General features: G+C 43.0%; 17 protein-coding genes and 2 pseudogenes. 11 read left to right on the forward strand and 8 right to left on the reverse strand.

What is annotated here, in order from left to right:
* Nucleotides 1-362 precede the first annotated feature (362 nt).
* The 4 genes from ACXABW_RS15900 (at nucleotide 363) to ACXABW_RS15915 (ending at nucleotide 4111) form a co-directional block, all read left to right on the forward strand.
* Entirely contained in the window at nucleotides 363-824 is a 462-nt protein-coding gene (locus tag ACXABW_RS15900) for a TetR/AcrR family transcriptional regulator (RefSeq protein ID WP_265688809.1), read from the forward strand.
* Between the two features lie 247 nt (nucleotides 825-1071).
* A complete protein-coding gene (locus ACXABW_RS15905) occupies nucleotides 1072-2076 on the forward strand; it encodes a response regulator (RefSeq protein ID WP_252033837.1) in 1005 nt (334 codons plus the stop codon).
* Nucleotides 2076-2513 carry a PAS domain-containing protein gene (locus ACXABW_RS15910; protein ID WP_252033839.1) on the forward strand — a complete coding sequence of 146 codons (438 nt, stop codon included), beginning with the start codon at nucleotides 2076-2078 and terminating at the stop codon, nucleotides 2511-2513. The genes ACXABW_RS15905 and ACXABW_RS15910 overlap by 1 nt, the downstream gene beginning before the upstream one ends.
* 122 nt (nucleotides 2514-2635) lie before the next feature.
* The gene (locus ACXABW_RS15915) at nucleotides 2636-4111 is read left to right on the forward strand and encodes an NAD(P)H-hydrate dehydratase (protein ID WP_457526111.1); all 1476 of its coding nucleotides are present in this window, start codon (nucleotides 2636-2638) and stop codon (nucleotides 4109-4111) included.
* A gap of 24 nt (nucleotides 4112-4135) precedes the next feature.
* On the opposite strand, the gene ACXABW_RS15920 is transcribed toward ACXABW_RS15915, so the two are convergent.
* The gene (locus tag ACXABW_RS15920; RefSeq protein ID WP_457526113.1) at nucleotides 4136-4729 is read right to left on the reverse strand and encodes a porin family protein; all 594 of its coding nucleotides are present in this window, start codon (nucleotides 4727-4729) and stop codon (nucleotides 4136-4138) included.
* Nucleotides 4730-5304: 575 nt separating this feature from the next.
* Here ACXABW_RS15920 and ACXABW_RS15925 point away from each other — a divergent pair.
* Entirely contained in the window at nucleotides 5305-6351 is a 1047-nt protein-coding gene (locus ACXABW_RS15925; RefSeq protein ID WP_252033845.1) for a GMP reductase, read from the forward strand.
* A 64-nt stretch (nucleotides 6352-6415) separates the two neighbouring features.
* Here ACXABW_RS15925 and ACXABW_RS15930 read toward each other — a convergent pair whose 3' ends face one another.
* The 4 genes from ACXABW_RS15930 to ACXABW_RS15945 form a co-directional block, all read right to left on the reverse strand.
* A complete protein-coding gene (locus ACXABW_RS15930; protein ID WP_457526114.1) occupies nucleotides 6416-7063 on the reverse strand; it encodes a hypothetical protein in 648 nt (215 codons plus the stop codon).
* A 28-nt stretch (nucleotides 7064-7091) separates the two neighbouring features.
* Nucleotides 7092-7535: a hypothetical protein gene (locus ACXABW_RS15935; RefSeq protein ID WP_457526116.1), complete on the reverse strand. Its 444-nt coding sequence runs from the start codon at nucleotides 7533-7535 to the stop codon at nucleotides 7092-7094.
* Between the two features lie 491 nt (nucleotides 7536-8026).
* Nucleotides 8027-8497 carry a hypothetical protein gene (locus ACXABW_RS15940; protein ID WP_457526118.1) on the reverse strand — a complete coding sequence of 157 codons (471 nt, stop codon included), beginning with the start codon at nucleotides 8495-8497 and terminating at the stop codon, nucleotides 8027-8029.
* Between the two features lie 284 nt (nucleotides 8498-8781).
* Nucleotides 8782-9684, reverse strand: coding sequence for a helix-turn-helix transcriptional regulator (locus tag ACXABW_RS15945; RefSeq protein ID WP_457526120.1), 903 nt, complete (start codon nucleotides 9682-9684; stop codon nucleotides 8782-8784).
* A gap of 303 nt (nucleotides 9685-9987) precedes the next feature.
* On the opposite strand from ACXABW_RS15945, the gene ACXABW_RS15950 reads away from it, so the two are divergent.
* The gene (locus ACXABW_RS15950; RefSeq protein ID WP_457526122.1) at nucleotides 9988-11211 is read left to right on the forward strand and encodes a carbohydrate porin; all 1224 of its coding nucleotides are present in this window, start codon (nucleotides 9988-9990) and stop codon (nucleotides 11209-11211) included.
* A gap of 68 nt (nucleotides 11212-11279) precedes the next feature.
* On the opposite strand, the gene ACXABW_RS15955 is transcribed toward ACXABW_RS15950, so the two are convergent.
* Nucleotides 11280-12272: a helix-turn-helix domain-containing protein gene (locus ACXABW_RS15955; RefSeq protein ID WP_457526124.1), complete on the reverse strand. Its 993-nt coding sequence runs from the start codon at nucleotides 12270-12272 to the stop codon at nucleotides 11280-11282.
* Between the two features lie 162 nt (nucleotides 12273-12434).
* On the opposite strand from ACXABW_RS15955, the gene ACXABW_RS15960 reads away from it, so the two are divergent.
* The 4 genes and pseudogenes from ACXABW_RS15960 to ACXABW_RS15975 all read left to right on the forward strand — a co-directional run.
* Entirely contained in the window at nucleotides 12435-13556 is a 1122-nt protein-coding gene (locus tag ACXABW_RS15960; RefSeq protein ID WP_457526126.1) for an HlyD family secretion protein, read from the forward strand.
* Entirely contained in the window at nucleotides 13546-14559 is a 1014-nt protein-coding gene (locus ACXABW_RS15965; protein WP_457526128.1) for a DUF2955 domain-containing protein, read from the forward strand. Before ACXABW_RS15960 ends, ACXABW_RS15965 begins: the two co-directional genes overlap by 11 nt.
* Nucleotides 14560-14581: 22 nt before the next feature.
* Nucleotides 14582-15646 carry an AI-2E family transporter gene (locus ACXABW_RS15970; RefSeq protein ID WP_252033863.1) on the forward strand — a complete coding sequence of 355 codons (1065 nt, stop codon included), beginning with the start codon at nucleotides 14582-14584 and terminating at the stop codon, nucleotides 15644-15646.
* A pseudogene (locus ACXABW_RS15975) lies at nucleotides 15646-16152 on the forward strand (potassium channel family protein); the annotation flags it as partial. The gene ACXABW_RS15970 and the pseudogene ACXABW_RS15975, both read left to right, overlap by 1 nt.
* Nucleotides 16153-16160: 8 nt before the next feature.
* On the opposite strand, the gene ACXABW_RS15980 reads toward ACXABW_RS15975, so the two are convergent.
* Both ACXABW_RS15980 and ACXABW_RS15985 read right to left on the reverse strand, forming a co-directional pair.
* Entirely contained in the window at nucleotides 16161-16694 is a 534-nt protein-coding gene (locus ACXABW_RS15980; RefSeq protein ID WP_457526130.1) for a DUF3332 domain-containing protein, read from the reverse strand.
* A gap of 145 nt (nucleotides 16695-16839) precedes the next feature.
* Complete coding sequence (locus ACXABW_RS15985) at nucleotides 16840-17001, reverse strand: hypothetical protein (protein ID WP_252033869.1); 162 nt, start codon at nucleotides 16999-17001, stop codon at nucleotides 16840-16842.
* Nucleotides 17002-17535: 534 nt separating this feature from the next.
* On the opposite strand from ACXABW_RS15985, the pseudogene ACXABW_RS15990 reads away from it, so the two are divergent.
* Nucleotides 17536-19153, forward strand: a pseudogene (locus ACXABW_RS15990) (mechanosensitive ion channel domain-containing protein).
* Nucleotides 19154-19172 lie beyond the last annotated feature (19 nt).

Here is a 19172-nt window from a genome sequence, read left to right on the forward strand (position 1 = left end):
AAATGCGTAACAGTGTGTCAGAATTCTGTGGGGTATCGTTTCCCTGAGTTGTGTATTGGCTGGTTTTATAACATCATCCCGATGGATAAAATATTTATATAACCAATGCAGCAAGCTATCACATTTGTTAGCTAGATATGTTGCACAAACAAAAGTGAAAAATTAGTTTCGCTTTGGTGAGTCGGATTGTTTTAGGCTATGCTGTTCGGAATAAGCAGCTTGGTTTAAGCCAACCGATGAAAAGTCTTCATAGCGTACAAAACTATATATAAATCGCTGTGAATCATTGTGGACAAACCGTAGAGATTTTCATTCAAGACTCAATTTGAGTCAGATGGATTTACAGAGAGAAGAGCCTCACCATGCCTAAACGTAGTAAAGAAGATACTGAGATCACTATCCAGAAAATTATGGATGCAGTGGTCGACCAACTGTTAAGACTGGGCTACGACAAGATGTCGTACACCACTCTGAGTCAACAGACGGGCGTATCACGTACTGGTATTAGCCACCACTTTCCGAAAAAGACCGATTTTACCGCTGCTTTAGATGGTCGTATTTTCAGATTGTTTATTGAACACTTAGACTTTGAAAACGGCCTAGAAGCGTTTTCACAGAGTTGGATTGAATCACTAGAGAACGAAGAGTTCTTAGCGATTCTTCGTTTACTGTTCCACCATATTGTAACAACCGAAAACGCGCATGAGTTTGCTGCGCAAGGTGTAGACCGCTTGTACAAGCTGTTAGAAACCCAATTTGGTGACGCTAGTGCACGTGAGCTGGAGTGGCTCATGGGTTGCTCGTTGATTCGAATGACCAAATAAAAACAGTTCATTATCAAGCCCTCATTCGAGGGCTTTTTACTTTCTCCCTTTCTCTTGAGCAACGCTTGCCATTAAACGTTGAATAACAGTGACATACTCTTTTATCTAACGGCATTTTCTTTTCCCAACTTCGCTTCTTATAATCTTGGCAATATAAATGTGAAAATATCATTACGTTTGGGATCTTGTCCGGTAACTATCTGTTACACTGTATTTATTCGACAGTAAAATAGTAGTAGGTGATCGCATGTCTTATCCCGTACTCATCTGTGATGACTCTGCGCTTGCGCGCAAGCAGATGGCACGTTCTCTTCCTGCATCACTCAACGCAGATATCACTTTTGCAGTGCACGGTTTAGATGCACTGGACCAACTAGCCCAAAATGAATTCAAATTGATGTTTTTGGATCTGACGATGCCCGAGCTGGATGGCTTTGGTACGTTAGAAGAAATCCAAAAGCGAGGCTATTCGATCCCTGTAGTTGTTGTGTCTGGGGATATTCAGCCTAAAGCCAAAGAACGCGTGACCGCACTTGGCGCAAAAGCCTTTATTCAAAAGCCCATCGATAAACAAATTCTCAACGATGTATTAAAAGAACTTGTAGAGCCAGTTACCCAGCCGCGTATAGTGACTCCAGTATCGGTTGAGCTGCCAATACTTCGTCGCCGAGATGTGTATATGGAAGTGGCAAACGTTTCGATTGGACGCGCAGCCGATGCGTTGGCGCGTCATTTTGATGTGTTTGTGCACTTGCCATTGCCTAACGTAAATATATTGGAGTTGAGTGAACTCCATATGGCCCTTCGTGACCTTGCTGAAAATGACCAAGTTTCTGGCGTGTGTCAGGGCTTCAGTGGTGAAGGTATTGCGGGCGAAGCTTTGGTGCTGCTTAGTGATTCCAGTGTTTCGGATCTGAAGAAGCTTATGAAGATCCCAGCAGACAGCGAAGAGCTAGAAGAATTAGAGCTTTTGATGGACGTATCCAACATCCTTGTGGGGTCTTTTCTTAACGGCTTGGGAGAACAATCTGAAGTGCGTTTCTTCCAGAGTTCACCCGTGTTGTTAGGCCAGCATATTTCTATCGATTCGGTAATTTCTTCGACGACGGGTTCATTTAAAAAGACCATGACCTTCGAGGTAAGTTATAACATCGATGGCACTTCGATTCGTTGTGATTTACTGTTTATGTTCGTTGACGAGTCACTCCCACTACTCGATAACAAGCTAGCCTATTTGATGGAGGACTTTTGATGTTGAATCTTCCTGCTGAATTTGAGCAATTCCACTGGATGGTGGACATGGTGCAAAATGTCGATATGGGATTGATCGTTATCGACAGGGACTACAATGTGCAAGTGTGGAATGGCTTTATGACTCATCACAGTGGTAAGCAATCTCATGATGCGATTGGAAAGTCACTGTTTGAACTGTTTCCTGAGATCCCTCAAGAGTGGTTTAAGTTTAAGACAAAGCCTGTTTATGACCTTGGTTGTCGAAGCTTTATCACTTGGCAGCAACGGCCATATTTATTCCGTTGTCGTAACGTGAGGCCAGTTACCCAGCAAGCGGATTTCATGTACCAAAATGTCACACTGAATCCGATGCGTACCCCAACGGGAGAAATTAAATCTCTATTTCTTTCGATCCAAGATGCGACTGCGGAAGCCTTGATTTCTGGTAAAGCTTGAAGCCTTGCCGCAGCTGAACTCCGGTATCTATAATCATCACTATGTTGACTAAGCCAAGGTTTTCCTTGGCTTTTTTGTCTATGCTTATAGCGAGTAATAATAGTCTCTAGAGAACTCTACTGATGAATGAACAAGCTCGTTTTTACACGGCGCAGCAAGTTAAATCGGGTGAGCAGAAAGCCGCCAAAGATTGCCAAGTCGAAATGTATGCCTTGATGGAACGTGCGGGCTTAGCCGTGTTTCAAACTATCAAGCGGCAGTTTCCAAGTGCACGGCGAGTGCTTGTGTGTTGTGGTGGAGGCAATAATGGTGGTGATGGTTATGTCGTAGCAAGATTGCTACTTGAAGCAGGAGTCAAGGTCGAGCTTTGGTCAGCGGTAGATATAGAAAAGATAACTGGCGACGCTAAGTCAGCGTATCAAGCCTATATCAGTGCCGGTGGCCGTGTTGAAAAGCCAGCTCTCGCGATAGTGAGCGACGTTGAACTGATCGTCGACGCGATACTCGGAACTGGGTTAACAGGAGAAGTTCGCGTTGCGCAGCGATCGTTAATCGAACTGATCAATGCTCACTCGGCTAAAGTAATCTCGGTAGATATACCTTCGGGGCTTTGTGCTGATACAGGGAGTGTATTGGGTGTGGCCATTGAAGCGTTCTATACAGTCACGTTTATTGGAATGAAACAGGGGTTAGTGACAGGGCGAGCACGAAATCATACCGGTAAGTTTGTTTATGATGGGTTAGGGGTATCTGAAACCTTCCATAGGCAGAATGTGCCGGCTACCTTGGCTATCGATTCACGTTGTTGGCAATCATCTTTACCGAAACGTAAACCCGCTTCTCACAAATCAACGCATGGCAAGGTAGCGTTAATAGGCGGCGAGCAAGGTTTCTCCGGTGCCATTATTCTTTCTGGGAACGCATCTGCTCGATCAGGCGCAGGCCTTACTGCAGTGCTGACTAACGAAGTCAGTATAGCGCCAATGTTAAATCACTGCCCTGAAGTTATGGTTTCAAACTGGCAAAGTATGGCTTTTGTAGCCAAACGGGTTGATTGGTCTGATGCCATTGCTCTTGGTCCCGGGCTATCCACGTCAAACCATGCTCGTTCACTGTTTGAATTAGTACGCCGTTATGACAAAGCAAAAGTGTTGGATGCAGATGCTTTGACGTTATTGGCTGAAAATCCCTTCAAAGACGATAACCGAATACTAACGCCTCACCCTGGTGAAGCAGCACGCTTGTTGGCATGTTCAATTAAAGAAGTCGAATCGAATCGTTTCCAAGCCGTGACTCAGCTACAGCAAATCTATGGAGGGGTTATTGTTCTCAAAGGTGCTGGTACGCTAGTACATGATGGACAAACCATCTATGTTTGCACCGCCGGTAACGCTGGAATGGGTTCTGGTGGAATGGGAGATGTATTAACGGGCGTTATTGTCAGCTTATTGGCGCAGGGCATGTCGTTGGGTGATGCTGCGCTGACAGGGGTTCAGCTACATAGCGTCGCAGCAGACGAACTTGCAACTGAATTTGGCTCAAGAGGGCTACTCGCAAGCGACCTAATTCCAGCTATTCGCCGCCTGATGAATCAATGATGACTTAAACTGGTCAATAACCATTTAAAGTCGATAGTGTGCACCGAATAAAATCGCCGAGTTTTTGTAATCTCCCTCTAAGTCTTGGTAGTTGTACTCGATACTAAACTCCAGATTCGGCTGCATGCGTGAAGGAATTGTGGCACCAATGCCGAAGTAAGGATTAGTGCCAGAGGTGTCAATGGTGGTGTTAGGAGCACTAGTCACATTCACTTCTTCTAGGGTTGTATGGCTCAGCCCACCTTTCGCATACAGCATACCGATATTGCGTATCGGGTGTTCAATTCTAGCCCCGCCATAAAAGCCTTTATAACCAGCCTCAATTGTTTCATCTAGCGAGTTCACATATTCAGCGGTGCTGATCACCGTGTCTGTGTAGCCCACGTCGAAGCCGATGAATGGTGTAAAAAAGTAGCTGTAACCTACATTGGTCACCCAAGTGTCATCTTTACCTAGTGGCCCTTTGAGCTCGGCGTAACCGGTATCGATATAGATTTGGTGTGGTGATGAAGCCGCCAGAGATACAGCGGGCTTAATAAGTAGTAGTGCGATAATAAACAAGCTTGAGTAGGTTACTTTCATCACTTCACTCCATGTTAATGATGACTTGGTATTCATGTTGTTGTTCTTTTGACGTTATGAATAAATTAAAGCAATAACTAAACCAGATAAGTAATGCTTGAGATTATTTCTATGTTCTTTGTGATGTGAAAAATAATCGGAAAGAACAGTATGAAAATTAACCGCCTTTCTAGGGTTTTAGATGTGACTTGAATCACATAGTGTGGCTTTTGTAATGAGAGGTAACGATTTCGGTAAACGTTTGCGAAACGATGGTTGCAAAATTAAAGAATATAAAATTCTAGCTAAGTGTTTGTAATTTAAGGAGGTATTAGGGTGTTCTTAGGAGAAGAGAACGGTTTGCACGTTTTGGGGTATGATTTCTGTCGTAAGGTAACACAAAAAAAATAATTTTATCAGTCTTGCGGGAAATAAATCACAACCTATAATGCTGAAAACCGGAGCGTCTGCCAACGCTCCGGTTTTTTTGTGTCCGAAGAAAGGTAAAGCGTCTGCCAACGCAATGCCAACGCACTATGCTTAGTTATGACTGTGTTTAGTTATGACTGTGCTCTTTCGAGTAAGCCATATGCCCACTGGAACATGTACTAATAAATCAAGGAATTTACACAATGCGTATCGAACAAGAACTTAAGTTAGGCTTTAAAGATGTACTGTTTCGCCCGAAGCGTTCAACTCTTAAAAGTCGTTCTCAAGTAAATTTAACCCGCGATTTTACATTCAAGCACAGTGGTCGTCAATGGTCTGGAGTTCCAGTTATTGCAGCAAACATGGATTCAGTAGGTAGCTTTGAAATGGCGACTGAACTAGCTAAGCATGGCGCAATGACGGCAATGCACAAGCATTACACTGTTGAGCAATGGGCTGAGTTCGTAAAAAATTCAGACAAAGAAACGCTAAACAAAGTATTCGTATCAACAGGTACGTCTGATCGTGACTTTGATAAAACTTCTGAAATCTTAGCGCTAAGCGAAGATCTAGAGTTCATCTGTATCGATATTGCTAATGGCTATTCAGAGCACCTAGTTGAGTTTGTTCAGCGTGTTCGTGAAGCATTCCCAACGAAAACTATCTCTGCAGGTAACGTTGTAACTGGCGATATGTGTGAAGAGCTTATCCTAGCGGGAGCAGACATCGTAAAAGTAGGTATTGGCCCAGGTTCTGTATGTACTACGCGTGTTAAAACTGGTGTTGGTTACCCTCAGCTTTCAGCAATCATCGAGTGTGCAGACGCAGCACACGGCCTAGGCGGTATGATTATTGGTGACGGTGGCTGTTCATGTGCTGGTGACGTTGCTAAAGCATTTGGTGGCGGCGCAGATTTCGTCATGCTTGGCGGTATGCTAGCCGGCCACGAGCAATCTGGTGGTGAAGTTATTGAGAAAGATGGCGAGAAATTCATGAAGTTCTACGGCATGTCTTCTCAATCTGCAATGGACAAGCACTCTGGTGGTGTTGCTCAGTACCGTGCAGCTGAAGGTAAAACAGTACTACTTCCTTTCCGTGGTGATGTAAACAACACGATTTCAGACATCCTTGGCGGTGTTCGCTCAACGTGTACATACGTAGGTGCAGCTAAGCTTAAAGAGCTAACTAAGCGTACTACCTTTATCCGCGTACAAGAGCAAGAGAACAACGTATTCGGTAAAGAGAAGTAATTTTCGATTACCAATGAGTTATTTAAAAAGAGCCGCTTGATGCGGCTCTTTTTTGTTTTTTGGCTTATGCTGTGAGCGCCTTGTACAAATCGTTGGCTTCTTTAATAACGTCGGCCATTGTCGCATCTGGGGTTTCAGCAAGAATAGCGGATTGATATAAGTCTAAGAATGTATTCTTGTCTGTTTTCGCAATATCTACTGTAGACTTCGTCAATACAAACGCACTAACTTGCTCAACCTTGGTCGTGAGAGAGGTTCCTTTAACTGCTCTTTTCCAACCCATGATATCGAGTCGAATCAGAGAAACCCCTTCAAGCGTAATGTAGTACTTCTCAAACTTAGTATCATCTGCTTCAGATTCCCCAAACAAAGCCGAGATCGCGGTAGTGATTAACTTACATACACCGTTGGTAATATTCTCTTTACCACCTTGAACGAAACCTTGTACAGCATCTGTTACCGCGCCCGAAATCTTATCAGCGTTGGATGAGAGATAGGCATGAGTTTCTGTGATAGAGTCCTGAACTTGCGTTATAGGAATAGTTTTATCTGTTCCTTGCCCTGCATTAATTAGCTTTTGCGCGATCGTTTCGGTAAATAGTTCCGCTTTCACGTCTGCCAATTCTGCGAGTGTGTCGAGGTGGGCATTCTGCTCTTGTACGATTTTGTCTGATTCGTCAGCACCTGTTATAAGCTCTCTAATTTTTCCCATTGTTCTTCCCTTATCAATACGTGATTAATTAGTTTCCCAGTCCTTCAAAGTGGACGATTTCATACTGTTGTTCACCACCAACTAAAATCGGTGTCGAGCCGCATAGGAATGTGGCACTTGGACATGAAGCTTCGTTGATACTGTCGTAAACAACTGAATAATCGCCATTGTCTCGTATAGTAGTAATGATCCGGTCTAAATCTTGGGAATCAATCGTGAGTGCGATTTGGCCGGATCCAATTTGATCATGAACCTCCCCAAAATAACTGCCATCACAGATGCTTTCCCATACTTCAACGTTAACAAATAGAAGTGTATTGGTATTAGCGACTTTAGGATTCCCATTGCCACCGCGCTCAAGGTGATTGTTCTGAGCGACTGATATCCAATTATCGGAGTTTATAGGTACTTCTGGGGTCCGTTTTTCAAAGTGCTTTAATACTGTATCTTGAGTGAGTTTGATACTAGCCATCTGATATTCCTTATTATTTTATAGAAGCATCAATAGCTTTTGCGTTGATGCCTAGTAGTTGTAGTATCCATGATAATTAATAAGTTTATATGCGCTTGGTTTCTTATGTTGTTGTGTGGTGATGCACAAAATATAAGGCAGAAGTGACATTTATTGCGTGAAATTTGTGATGTTTGGAAGCGAATCAAAGTACGAGATTTATTTGAAGGGAATTAGTAGAGGCAGGGAAATGTTCGAGATTGGATTAATAACTTAATTATCAAATAGATTATGTTGTGGCGTAAATTGGTAAGTCGTATCGAGCAAAAGACTGCATAATTCGCCTCGGTTTGTTCCACCACTTAGGAGAGAGCCCCCATGCCCTGGGGGAACCTGTATTGGCTGTAGTGGTAGCGGTACCTGAACATACGCAGTTTCGAATTAAGAGTTTGTTCGATTCTGTATTTTACAGCCGGATCTTGCCCCATGATGCTTGCATCATGGGGCTTTTTTTATTCGCATACTTTGTCTTCTTTCCGGTCTTCTAATGCAAAATAGATTCGAGATACTGTTATTTCCGAGATTAGAATGACAAACACCACCGCAAAAAAAGCCACAACGCCGTTGAGTGGGCCGGTAAACTGGACCTTATCACCAAACATAAGGTTGATGGCTTCTAGCATCACAAATTTGGAGCCAACCAAGATGATGTACGTAGAGATCCCTCTCATCACTTTTGCACCAGTTCCCGGTTTCGTTTTGAAGTAGTTGGCAAGTTTGTGTTCTAACCCTATTGAGAGTTTGAGGAGTAACTGAAGCAATATCGCTGCAGCAAATGAAATGGTAAAAGAGTCGATCGTTACGTATTCCCAGTACTCATCAAAAAAATTGAGAACGGTTAAGTCGACCAGAATAGCCAATGTATATCCAACAAATAACCTTTGAGGTGTGTTGAACCCGTATACCTTTTCTACGTTGCTCATGTAAATTCCTTTTACTAACATGATCTTACCCTAGTAGATCGCGAACACTATTTCGAATTTGCTTTTATACTCCTGGGCGCAATTCAAATAGCTTAGTGGCGCTATTTGGTAAGCAGGGTGGGGAGCTGCTGTTTATCATACGCTTCTATTCCAAAACTAAGAGCTTATTATGATTGTTTACTTTAGAGTTCAGGATGTAGAAGAGCTATGGATGGCCATAGATTTGGCAACATTTATGCAAGATAAATTGCCTAAAACGCCTGTGAAATCGATAAGTTGAGTTTCTAACGAAGTTGCTCTTTTAGCCACTGTTTGGGAGGAGATTTGGTGACTCTTTTGAATGCTCGTATAAACTGCGCTGAATCAGAGTAGCCAAGGTGGATAGCGACATCGGCGATACTAACATTTCTGTCTACCAAAACCCGCTTGGCAAATTCAATATTCAGCTGTTCTTTAATTCCCCTAAATGTAGAGCCGTCTGACTGTAAATACCTTTGAGTTGTGCGGCGGGACATTCCGGAAATCTCAGCTAAGTTCTCCAGCGATATATCTTGTCTTCCAATGTAGGGTGCGAGTGACTGCCGTACAGATTCAGTGAACGACTGTTCTGATTCCGTTATTGGCGGTAATTCAGTATCTGCATACACGGAGTACTCGATTGTTGTCGCCTTTGCTCCCATATATTGTGGGATGTCGTTTCTAATCTTGAGTTGGTCTAGCTCTTGTGAGCTTGTTGATTGCAAATGATAGCTAATCGGTTCTAACGTAGTTCTTACATGAGCGTTGAAACTAGCATGAAGTAAAGTGATCAGGCTAAGTTCGGATTCTACGCTTAATTCAACAGATGTAATAAGCTGTGCTTGCAGTGACATACTGCTTTCCGTTTTGCTTAACTGTAAGTGGCTTAGCGGAAGGCGCCCATAGAGGTCACCAAGGTTTATGGCTTCACGAGGTACAGTATTCACAGAGTGTATTAAGTATTGGGTAAAGTCTGCCCCCTGCATCTCTAACTTGGCTAAGTGAAGTAGCTTACTGAAAGGTAAAAAGGGAACATGTAGGGCGGGTGTGGTTTCGAGCGAAAACGGCATGCCTGCCTTGTCAACTAACTGATCGTAAGAGCCGCAACACAATTTCAGCTGTTTTAGATAAGACAGCACAATACGTTTGTCTATAGTGGGTAATCGCATACATTCCTCACGTTGTTCCCTGTAAATATCTACATTAAATCAAAAGCTTAACTATTTGCTATTTGAGTTTTATTCGATGTTATCGTAGTGAAACCAAACCATTCATGCTTAATAGGTTAGCAGGGATGTGTTGACTGGCGCAAAATGTATATTTCAGCATGCTCGAGCCTCTAGAATGCCCATCACAGTCAAGAGTGGAGGTAAGTGACACGTTGTTTATCGCGATTGTTCCTCACGCGATTCAGCTCGTTCCCTTTAATGCCTTTATCCCTACTCTTATAGGTTTCTATCAAAAGGGTCATCATGAAATTTACTGCTGCAATCGCAAGTGTCTGTTGTTTGCTGTTAACACCTTCTGTTTTTGCTGAAGCTAATTTTGGTAGTCCAGATTCAGTCGACAACGCCATTAGAGAAAACGAACGTAAAAAGAAAAGTTGGCGAGAACACTTAGCAGCTAAGCATCACTTAACGTTTGGTTTCGACTACCAAGCGCTTGCTCTTTCAGCTTCCGCTCCGACGTCTGGGGGCGATAATACTGCCTCTAGCGGTGTAGCGCGGTTCTATGGTTCATGGGAACTTGTCGGGCTTAATGGAGCGAATCGTGGTGGGGTGGTTTGGAAATTGGAGCATCGCCATTCGTATACGGAACTCGCTCCTAAAGATCTTGCATTTATCGGCAATGGTTTAGGATATGCGGGTATGATAGCTCCAGCTTATAGCAACCAAGGCAGTCGACTAACAAATCTATATTGGAAACAAAAAATCAGTGATGGTAGAGGCACCATCATGGTGGGTTACTTGGATACCACCGATTATGTAGATGTCTATACTTTGGCTAGCCCTTGGACAGGATTTACTAACCTAGCGTTTAGCACAGGGGCTGGGGCAGTTGGCTTACCTGATGATGGTATTTTGGGCGTAGCGGCAGGACACATGCTCACTCAAAACTTCTATGTTGTTGCCGGTGTGGCTGATGGGAAAGGAAACTCCGATAAACCACTTGATGGCTTCGAGACGCTTTTTAATGACCATAAACTGTTTACTACCTTTGAGCTCGGCTGGACGGCATCTCAAGATCAGATCTACACGGACAATATCCATATTACAGCATGGCACCTAGATGGAGGTACACAGCACAACCTAACTAGTGAAGAAAGTGGGCGGGGTATCAATTTTTCAGCCAGTTACTTTGCAACACCCCATCTAATGCCGTTCGTTCGTGGTGGGATATCGGAAGGGGATGTTGCCTTATATGACCGCTCGCTTACGCTTGGTTTTGGGTACTTTGGATTAGCTGGTGAGAAGAACAATCTAGGATTTGCAGTGAACTGGAGTAACGTGAATGACAATTTAGAATCTGCGTATGCAGTGGGAGAGTCGAAGCAATTTACGGCTGAACTTTACTACAACATTGAGCTTAATGACTTTGTTCAATTGACGCCCGATTTACAGTATATCTCCGATCCCGCATTTTCTAGTGAAGACAGCACTTGGGTTGTAGGCCTAAGAGCGAGAATCATTATCTAGAAAAACAGTTAGGCACTCTAGGCAAAGAGCTAATTTCACTAGAAAGCAGAGCAATAAGCTCTGCTTTTTTAGGTGATGGACTTCTGATAAAGCCTTGGCGTTAAACCTGACACTCGTTTAAAGGCACGCGAAAAATGTGAAATGTTATTGTAGCCGAGCTGGCTAGAAATATAGGTCAGCGAATGGCCCTCTTCCATTAATTCGCAAGCCACTGAGAACATCAGATTTTCTTTGATTTTTCTGAATGAACTTTGCTCATTTTTGAGTTTTCGTTGCAGCGTACGCACTGAAAAATTCAGCAGCTCGGCAGCATCTTCAATGGTTAGGTTTCGTTCTTTTACATACGGTTTAAGCACTTCAAACACACTGTCAGTAAAACTGGTGTGCCATTCAACAATGGCGGGTTTTGGGCTCAAAGCGCTTTTAGGTAGATGGATCTCTTTGTCTAGTAACGATTGTGGGATCAGTACCGCAGTATATTCGTGGCCGACAAACACTTGGCAGCTTTTTGGTAACGCAGATTGAATAATATCAATATCCGTATTTTGTAGTTTTACACTTTCGAATTGCCAGTCGGAATTGGTAAGCAACTTCATGAGCTCTTGGATGTAGACTATCGGGAAAAGCTTAGTCCATTCAGGGTAGAGGCCTTCTTTATGCGGTGAGTCAACGCAAAACCAACTCATTCCATGCTCTTGCCTGAAATGAACTCTACTACTGGGGGTGTCATTGACGAAGATGCGATTGACATCTTTCAGTGCTGCACCAATTGTGTCGTATTCAGCAAACTGATGAAGTATATGCGGAATAATACGTTGTTGTAGCGCTAGCCTAAGTAACTCGACGAAGTTTGAAATTTTGAGTTGAGAAGATGTTAAGTAAATGAGTCGTTTTATCGAGTCAGAGGGCACAAAATCGCTGTTGGACTGAAACAGATCAGCAGGAAGCCCAGATTCATTCAATAACTTATGTACGTCAAATCCGTATTCAGAAAAGATCTCAACCAATATCTTTGCGTAATTAGTTTGTATAACAGGGACTTGGAAAGAGTCTGAGCTCATGTGTTCGCACGCTCCAAAGGCTAGATTTTCGGCAATAAAAGTACAGTCGCAAAATTATAACATGACGTACAAAAAAGTAGTCAATTTTCTTGTGTTTTAAGTCGATGGGTATATTCTTAACGTATTAATTTTATTAAGTTTAATCTACAAGAAGGGAGCTGTATGTCTGAAGTTAAGGACGACGTTCAACAAAATGAGCCGCAGCCAAAAGAAGAAGCCAACAAGAAAGACAAAGTAAGGAAAGTGACTAACTATCTGTTGTTTTTTGTTGCTTTTATGTTGCTTTTTAGTGTGGTGGCTGACCGAATTATTCCTATCACCGATAGTGCTCGTGTTCAGGGTTACATTGTCCCGATTAAGCCTCAGGTTTCGGGTAAGGTACTGGATATCAAAGTCAAACCAAATCAATTGGTTGAGGAAGGTGACGAGCTCGCTATTCTCGACCAATCTGATTACATCATTGCTGTTCAACAAGCCGAGCAAAACTTAGAAATAGCGGGGCAAAATGTCGGTGCTCAAACTGCCAATATTGCATCGGCTCAAGCGCGTTTAACGTCTGCTTTGGTTGAAAAGCAAAATGCAGAACTGCAAACCAATCGTATTTTAGCCTTGGTAGAAAAGGGTGTGGTATCTAAATCGGATGCTGACGAAGCGAGAGCGTCTTTAGCGACTGCGCGAGCAGCGGTTGTGAATGCTGAAGCTGATTTAGAACGCGCGAAACAGCAACTGGGTAAAGATGGTGAAGAGAACAGTCAAGTGAAAGCGGCGTTACTCGCATTAGAGCAAGCTCAGCTAAATCTTGAACGCACAGTTGTTAAAGCTCCAACTCAGGGCGGGGTATCGAACTTTAGTCTATCGGAAGGCTTTTATGCGTCAGCTGGCCAGCCTTTGATGACGTTCGTGTCTACCGAAGATATTTGGGTTGAAGCGTATTTTCGAGAAAACAGCCTAGGTAATATTAAGGTGGGTGACAAAGTAGAAATTGCGCTTGATTTTGTTCCTGGAAAAGTGGTGCAAGGTAGAGTAACAAGCATCGACTGGGGGGTTGATTGGGGCCAGAATGATCAAGCTGGTAAACTGGCTCAAGCAAGCCAACAGACAGGTTGGCTACGTCAAACTCAAATGCTACCGATTTCTATCGATTTTGATAGAGAAGAGGTGAGAGGCATGCTGAGAGTGGGCGGCCAAGCGGATGTGATTGTCTATAGTGGTGACAACTTTATCTTTAACGCAATTGGTAAAGTTTGGATTCGCTTCATTAGCTTGCTTTCTTATGTCCGATAAGCTCATACCAGACCAGCAAATACAGACTCGCATCATTCGCTTTATGGTGGGAGTAACGCTCTCGGTTTTCCTAGCTGCTTGGATCAATTGGCCGCTTGCTTTTGTCGCTCCAGTATTTACGGCAAAATTTTTGATAGATAAGCCGAGGCTGCATAAGGAAACCATTTACGAGTTGTTACTTGCATTACTGGCAACCATGGCGCTCGGGTTACTGCTATCTAGAGGGATCACTCAGTATCCGCTGCCGTTATTAACAGTCGTAGGGCTGATGATGCTTTGGGGATACTACTTGTTTACCGATCCTAAGTGGAACTTGTTCGCTACGATACTATTGATTTCTGTTTTGATGCTGCCATTCATGGCAATTGCTACACCGGGTGTGTCGGTGTTGCTGGCAAGCGGGCTATCGGCTTCAGGGGTGGTAGCGGTAGGTATTTTTGCGTTAGTTCATATTTATTTTCCTGAACCAAAAGGTGAATTTGCTGGCTTTGCTAAGCCACCTATCAACAGACAGCAGCGATGGCACGCTGCATTTCGAGCCATGATTATTTCCTTCCCAGTCGTGTGCTTTTTCTTTATTTTCCAAATATCAGAAGCGCTGCTCACAATGATGTTTATTGCATTGTTGTCTTTGATGATAACCGCCGAAAAGTCGGTCAAGTTGAGCGCATTCCTTATTATTAGTAATGGTATTGGTGGTTTATTAGCAATTATTTCCTTTTCAATTTTAGCAATTGTGCCGAGCATTGTGTTCTATTCGTGCTTTATCGGACTCATTGCAATCATCATGGCAAGGAAAATTTATACCATTCCAGAGAAAGCGCCGATATTTGCTACTGCCTTTAGTACGTTGTTGGTATTAGTGGGTAGTACGTTAATGAGTTCAGGTGATATAGATAGCAGTACGTTTATTCGTATATTCCAGTTAGTCATGATTGGGGTGTATATGATTTTAGCTAGTTTGTTTTTAGAGACGAGAAATTGGAAGTTCTTACAGAACTAGCGTTAATTTAAAAGGGTGTCTTATGAAGATAGATCACGAGTTTTCTCGTAATGCTATAGATGCAGCAATTAAAATTGCTGTTGTGGCGATTTTGGTTTATTGGTGTTTTTCAATACTTCGACCATTTCTAATGCTGGTGGTGTGGGGGGCAATCATTGCTACTGCACTTTATCCAGTGGCGCTGTCCATTCACAAAAGAACTGGACTCTCGAAAGGTAAAGCGAGTGCATTGTTAAGCTTTATCGGGGTGTTGCTGCTGTTGATTCCTTTGGTCGCATTGTCTTCTGGTATCTATACCAGTGCATCGGAGCTAGTAACCGGAGTACAAGAGGGCACTCTGACGTTACCTAAGCCAAAAGCTTCTATTCAAGATCTACCATTAATTGGTGAGAAACTGTATAGCTTCATGCTATTTGCTTCTTCGAATATTGAAGGGGCTTTTGTGAAATACGCAGAAGAGATCAAACAGTTTGCAGGTAAAGCGGCTTCTATAATTGGTTCTGTTGGCGGTGGCTTTCTTCAATTCATTATTTCTACCATCATTGCGGGTGCATTCATGAGCAATGCAGATAAATGCCAAGCGGGCATGACGATGCTTGTGACGCGTTTAACGGATGGGCGAGGTGAAGAACTTGTTGAGTTATCTAAGTCGACAGTGCGAAGCGTTGTTCAAGGCGTAATCGGCGTTGCTGTGATTCAGTCGACTTTGTCGGCAATTGGCCTTGTGGTTGCTGGCGTACCTATGGCTGCGGTATGGGCGCTTGCTGTTTTACTTGTTGCTATCATTCAACTGCCACCAATCGTAGCGCTTCTTCCTGCAATTATTTACATGTTCAGCGTTGAATCGACACTGGCTGCAGGCCTTTTCCTTGTATGGTGTATCATCGTAAGCGGCAGTGACGCTATCCTTAAGCCAATTTTGTTAAGTCGTGGTTCAGACATCCCAATGCTTGTGATTCTGCTTGGGGCACTAGGTGGTATGGCGATGTCGGGTATTGTAGGCTTATTCGTAGGTGCGGTTGTGCTTAGTTTAACTTATCAGCTAATGGTTGCTTGGCTAGAAAGTCACCCGCAAGAGGCTAAATAATGAAGCCTATTTCGAAGGACGATAATTTCTATTTTTTGTTTTTCGCACTTCTTATCTTGTTTTTTGGCTGTGCGGTAATGCAGCAGTTTTTTCCGGAAGGCCAAAAAACAGTGTTGGGGCTGATCATTGTTACGCTTGCGGCTTCCATTGCGGGTATCAATCGAGGAAAAGCGATTTATCGTTCTTGGTATGGAGTACTGCTCGTGACGGCTTCCGTCTCGGGCATTTTCTCATTCTTTGAAGACTATGATCTTTCTATCGTGACCTTGTCGGCGCTGTTAGCCTTCTTGTTGTCGCATATCTATTCTGCGCTTAAGCAAGTGATGCAAACTAAAACGGTTACCACCAACCATATCATTGGCTCGTTGTGTATCTACCTCTTATTAGGGTTAGCTTGGGCAACACTGTATTTGTTGATATTAGAAGTATTCCCTGTTGCATTTACTGGTTTAGAAGCGAAGCCTTGGTTAACCAACTTATTTAATGCACTTTATTTTAGTTTTGTCTGTCAATCTTAGCTGTTTTGAAGTGCTTCTAGCTCAGCGATTGTTGTTTGCGATACAAGCTCACCGTCGATGTAGTAGCTAACGTTCTCGCCATCTTTGATGCCTGTTAGTGTTGCTTTGTCACCGTTGTTGTAAACAATGTCCATTTGAACAGTGTTGTCATCAATTTTGATCATTTCACCGCTTTCGATAGTACGGTTGTTTGACAAAGGATCAATCGGAGCGTCTTTTAAGCTTGGATCCAGCTCATCGTTTACTTTGAATTGGGTATCAACTTTACTATCAAAGATGTGTGGAGCACCTGAAATTGGGTTTTTACCTGTCCAGAATTCTAGAGAGTTAAACACCACGTAATCAGCCGCAGTTGTGATACCGTAAACAGGTGCCAAAAGGAAGTTTACTCCAGCACGAGCATAGCGGTTATCAACAACTTCAACGTTAAATTTCATTACTTTCCCTGTTACGGCATTGCTACCGATACAACCAGTTAGTGCTGACGCTAAAACTGTTAATCCTACTACTTTAAGTGCTAATTTTTTCATTTCGATACCTGTGTTTAATATGTTGTTGTGTTAAAACGAGCGTAGTATCCCGTTTTTAAATTCGATTGTTTTACCACTTTACGCCAATAACTAATTCTGTCGTTTACGTAGAAATGGTGAATTCAAGGAGCTTTAGATGCTGCTATTACTTCATTACGTAGTAGTACGCTTTGGCTGCTAACCAAAATATGAACTTCGTAATACCAGCAAAAATCTTCAGCGTATATTTGCCTACCATGAACAGAAGTTCACCTGCGGTACTAAGGCATTTATGCAGATCACTGTGTTTAAAATCGGAATAAGTCATTGCTATCTTCTTATAACTGAATGAAGAATCCGTTCCAGACGCTCTGCCTTGATGGGGTGAACTATATCCGAGCGATAATTCTCGTACTTACCATTTAGCGCCAGTTTGTTTTTCACTTGATGTCGGTAGGAAAAATTAAGTGAAAATAAAAACAGGTTGATATGAAGCTTGGTCATCATAACGTCAGCTAAAGTGGATCCGGCGTAAAGTGGTAAGTCTGTGTTTGAACCATGAAATAAACTATGTGTATCTTTTAAACAGGGGTGTCATCGGTGTCGGGTGTTAATTAAACAATCCGAGGAATAACCGAGATACTGATCTCAATCCTATCGACATAATCAAAACGTGACCTCAAGTCGGTTTAAATTGATGGAAGTGATAAGTCACTGAGAACATGTTTATAAATGCTCGACTACTATTAGCTGAGCGGCTTAATTCTTTATATTCAGCGAACCGTTCGGTGTCGCCCAATGAACAGTAATGTTGTTAGTGATAACAACCTAATGTTGCAATGAATCAACCTAAGGTGAACTCATGAATCGTGTAATGATGGTATTTAAAATACTGTTTCTCAGCATGTTGGTGTCCGTAGCCAATATCGCGTATGCACAACCAATCTTGGATACTCAATCTGCACTTAGTGCGGATCTAGAGACACTAAAACAAGCTCACGAAAGTGAGCAGGCTTTTCTCGAGGATGTACTTAGGCGTAAAAACGAGCGCCTAAGAGATAGAATCACAGAACAATTAAGTAGTGGCGCGTCAGACGAAAAAGCCAAGCCAGTACTGCTCGCCCAAATTGATTTACTGCAGGGTTTATTGGATTTAAGTGAATCGGCAATTTCGAAGCTAGCAAAGGCCTCACGAGCGGCTGCTGACGAAGACAAAGCGAAGATTGAGTTTAGGATCCAGCGCAGAATTGCAGTGATGGACACATACTATGACCAGCTTGAAACCACGCTCAAAATGGCTGAGCAGCGCTCAATCGATGTTTCTAGTGTTCGAGATGAATTTAAGCAAAAGCTGAAGCGTAGGGTGGAGTACTTAGCCAATGCGACTTTGTACCTAGACACCCAAAAGAAAGAAACTGAATCGCGTCTTACTTATGTTAGTGAAGCGGAAAAAGCGAATCTGACAGAAGATATGGTTCGATACAACGAGCGTATCGCTATGATGGTCGTGAGTTTCGAATCAGGTATCGCACTCATGGAGGCGATGGGGCAAGACGTTACTGAATACAAGCAGTTACTACTGACCTTAACCGGTGATATCAATGCGGACGTGTTAGACATTAGTGTTGCTTATGGCCTACTCGAAGGTTGGCTGATGTCATTTAAAGAATGGGCATTCGAAAACACTCCGTCAATGGTGGTTAAGCTAACGCTATTCTTAGCTATTTTGTACTTGACTCGTAAATTGTCCAAAGTAGTTTCGAGTGCCGTTGGTCGTAGCGTGAAGCACTCGAAAATGGACTTTAGCGTCCTAATGCAAGAGTTCTTCGTATCGATCGCATCAAAAGCAGTTGTCTTTGTCGGCTTACTGGTAGCCTTATCGCAAGTCGGCATTGAGCTCGGTCCACTATTGACAGGTTTCGGTGTCGCGGGTGTGATCATCGGTTTTGCATTGCAAGATACTCTTTCGAACTTTGCATCTGGACTTATGATTCTAATTTATCGCCCTTATGATGTTGGTGATATGGTCAAAGTGGCGGGAATTCAAGGTACCGTTAAGAACATGAGCCTAGTATCGACCACGGTACAAACAATTGATAACCAACGCTTAGTTATTCCAAACAATAAGATTTGGGGTGATGTGATCAACAACATCACAGCAGAGACTATCCGCCGCGTCGATATGGTGTTTGGCATTGGTTACGCTGATGATATCGATAAAGCTAAAGCCATCTTCATGGAGATCTTGCTTGCTGACCCACGAGTACTAAAAGACCCTGAGCCAATGGTCAAACTGCATACATTAAATGAATTCTTCGGTAGATTTTGTTGTAAGGCCTTGGGTACAAACTGATGACTACTGGGATGTGTATTGGGATGTCACAGAGAAAGTGAAGAAACGCCTAGATTCCGAAGGGATCACTATTCCGTTCCCACAACGCGATGTTCATTTGTATACCCACAACGTTGAATCCAAATAAGAGTTCACACCTTCATACT

Source organism: Vibrio paucivorans (genome assembly GCF_054053395.1).

What these genes read in the sequence shown, in the direction of transcription:
- ACXABW_RS15905 (WP_252033837.1), top strand. Translation starts at nt 1,072, where the DNA reads ATGTCTTATCCCGTACTCATCTGTGATGACTCTGCGCTTGCGCGCAAG.
- ACXABW_RS15930 (WP_457526114.1), bottom strand. Translation starts at nt 7,063, where the DNA reads ATGGGAAAAATTAGAGAGCTTATAACAGGTGCTGACGAATCAGACAAA.
- ACXABW_RS15980 (WP_457526130.1), bottom strand. Translation starts at nt 16,694, where the DNA reads ATGAAAAAATTAGCACTTAAAGTAGTAGGATTAACAGTTTTAGCGTCA.
- ACXABW_RS15900 (WP_265688809.1), top strand. Translation starts at nt 363, where the DNA reads ATGCCTAAACGTAGTAAAGAAGATACTGAGATCACTATCCAGAAAATT.
- ACXABW_RS15970 (WP_252033863.1), top strand. Translation starts at nt 14,582, where the DNA reads ATGAAGATAGATCACGAGTTTTCTCGTAATGCTATAGATGCAGCAATT.
- ACXABW_RS15965 (WP_457526128.1), top strand. Translation starts at nt 13,546, where the DNA reads ATGTCCGATAAGCTCATACCAGACCAGCAAATACAGACTCGCATCATT.
- ACXABW_RS15915 (WP_457526111.1), top strand. Translation starts at nt 2,636, where the DNA reads ATGAATGAACAAGCTCGTTTTTACACGGCGCAGCAAGTTAAATCGGGT.
- ACXABW_RS15950 (WP_457526122.1), top strand. Translation starts at nt 9,988, where the DNA reads ATGAAATTTACTGCTGCAATCGCAAGTGTCTGTTGTTTGCTGTTAACA.
- ACXABW_RS15955 (WP_457526124.1), bottom strand. Translation starts at nt 12,272, where the DNA reads ATGAGCTCAGACTCTTTCCAAGTCCCTGTTATACAAACTAATTACGCA.
- ACXABW_RS15925 (WP_252033845.1), top strand. Translation starts at nt 5,305, where the DNA reads ATGCGTATCGAACAAGAACTTAAGTTAGGCTTTAAAGATGTACTGTTT.
- ACXABW_RS15960 (WP_457526126.1), top strand. Translation starts at nt 12,435, where the DNA reads ATGTCTGAAGTTAAGGACGACGTTCAACAAAATGAGCCGCAGCCAAAA.
- ACXABW_RS15910 (WP_252033839.1), top strand. Translation starts at nt 2,076, where the DNA reads ATGTTGAATCTTCCTGCTGAATTTGAGCAATTCCACTGGATGGTGGAC.
- ACXABW_RS15940 (WP_457526118.1), bottom strand. Translation starts at nt 8,497, where the DNA reads ATGAGCAACGTAGAAAAGGTATACGGGTTCAACACACCTCAAAGGTTA.
- ACXABW_RS15920 (WP_457526113.1), bottom strand. Translation starts at nt 4,729, where the DNA reads ATGAATACCAAGTCATCATTAACATGGAGTGAAGTGATGAAAGTAACC.
- ACXABW_RS15985 (WP_252033869.1), bottom strand. Translation starts at nt 17,001, where the DNA reads ATGACTTATTCCGATTTTAAACACAGTGATCTGCATAAATGCCTTAGT.
- ACXABW_RS15935 (WP_457526116.1), bottom strand. Translation starts at nt 7,535, where the DNA reads ATGGCTAGTATCAAACTCACTCAAGATACAGTATTAAAGCACTTTGAA.
- ACXABW_RS15945 (WP_457526120.1), bottom strand. Translation starts at nt 9,684, where the DNA reads ATGCGATTACCCACTATAGACAAACGTATTGTGCTGTCTTATCTAAAA.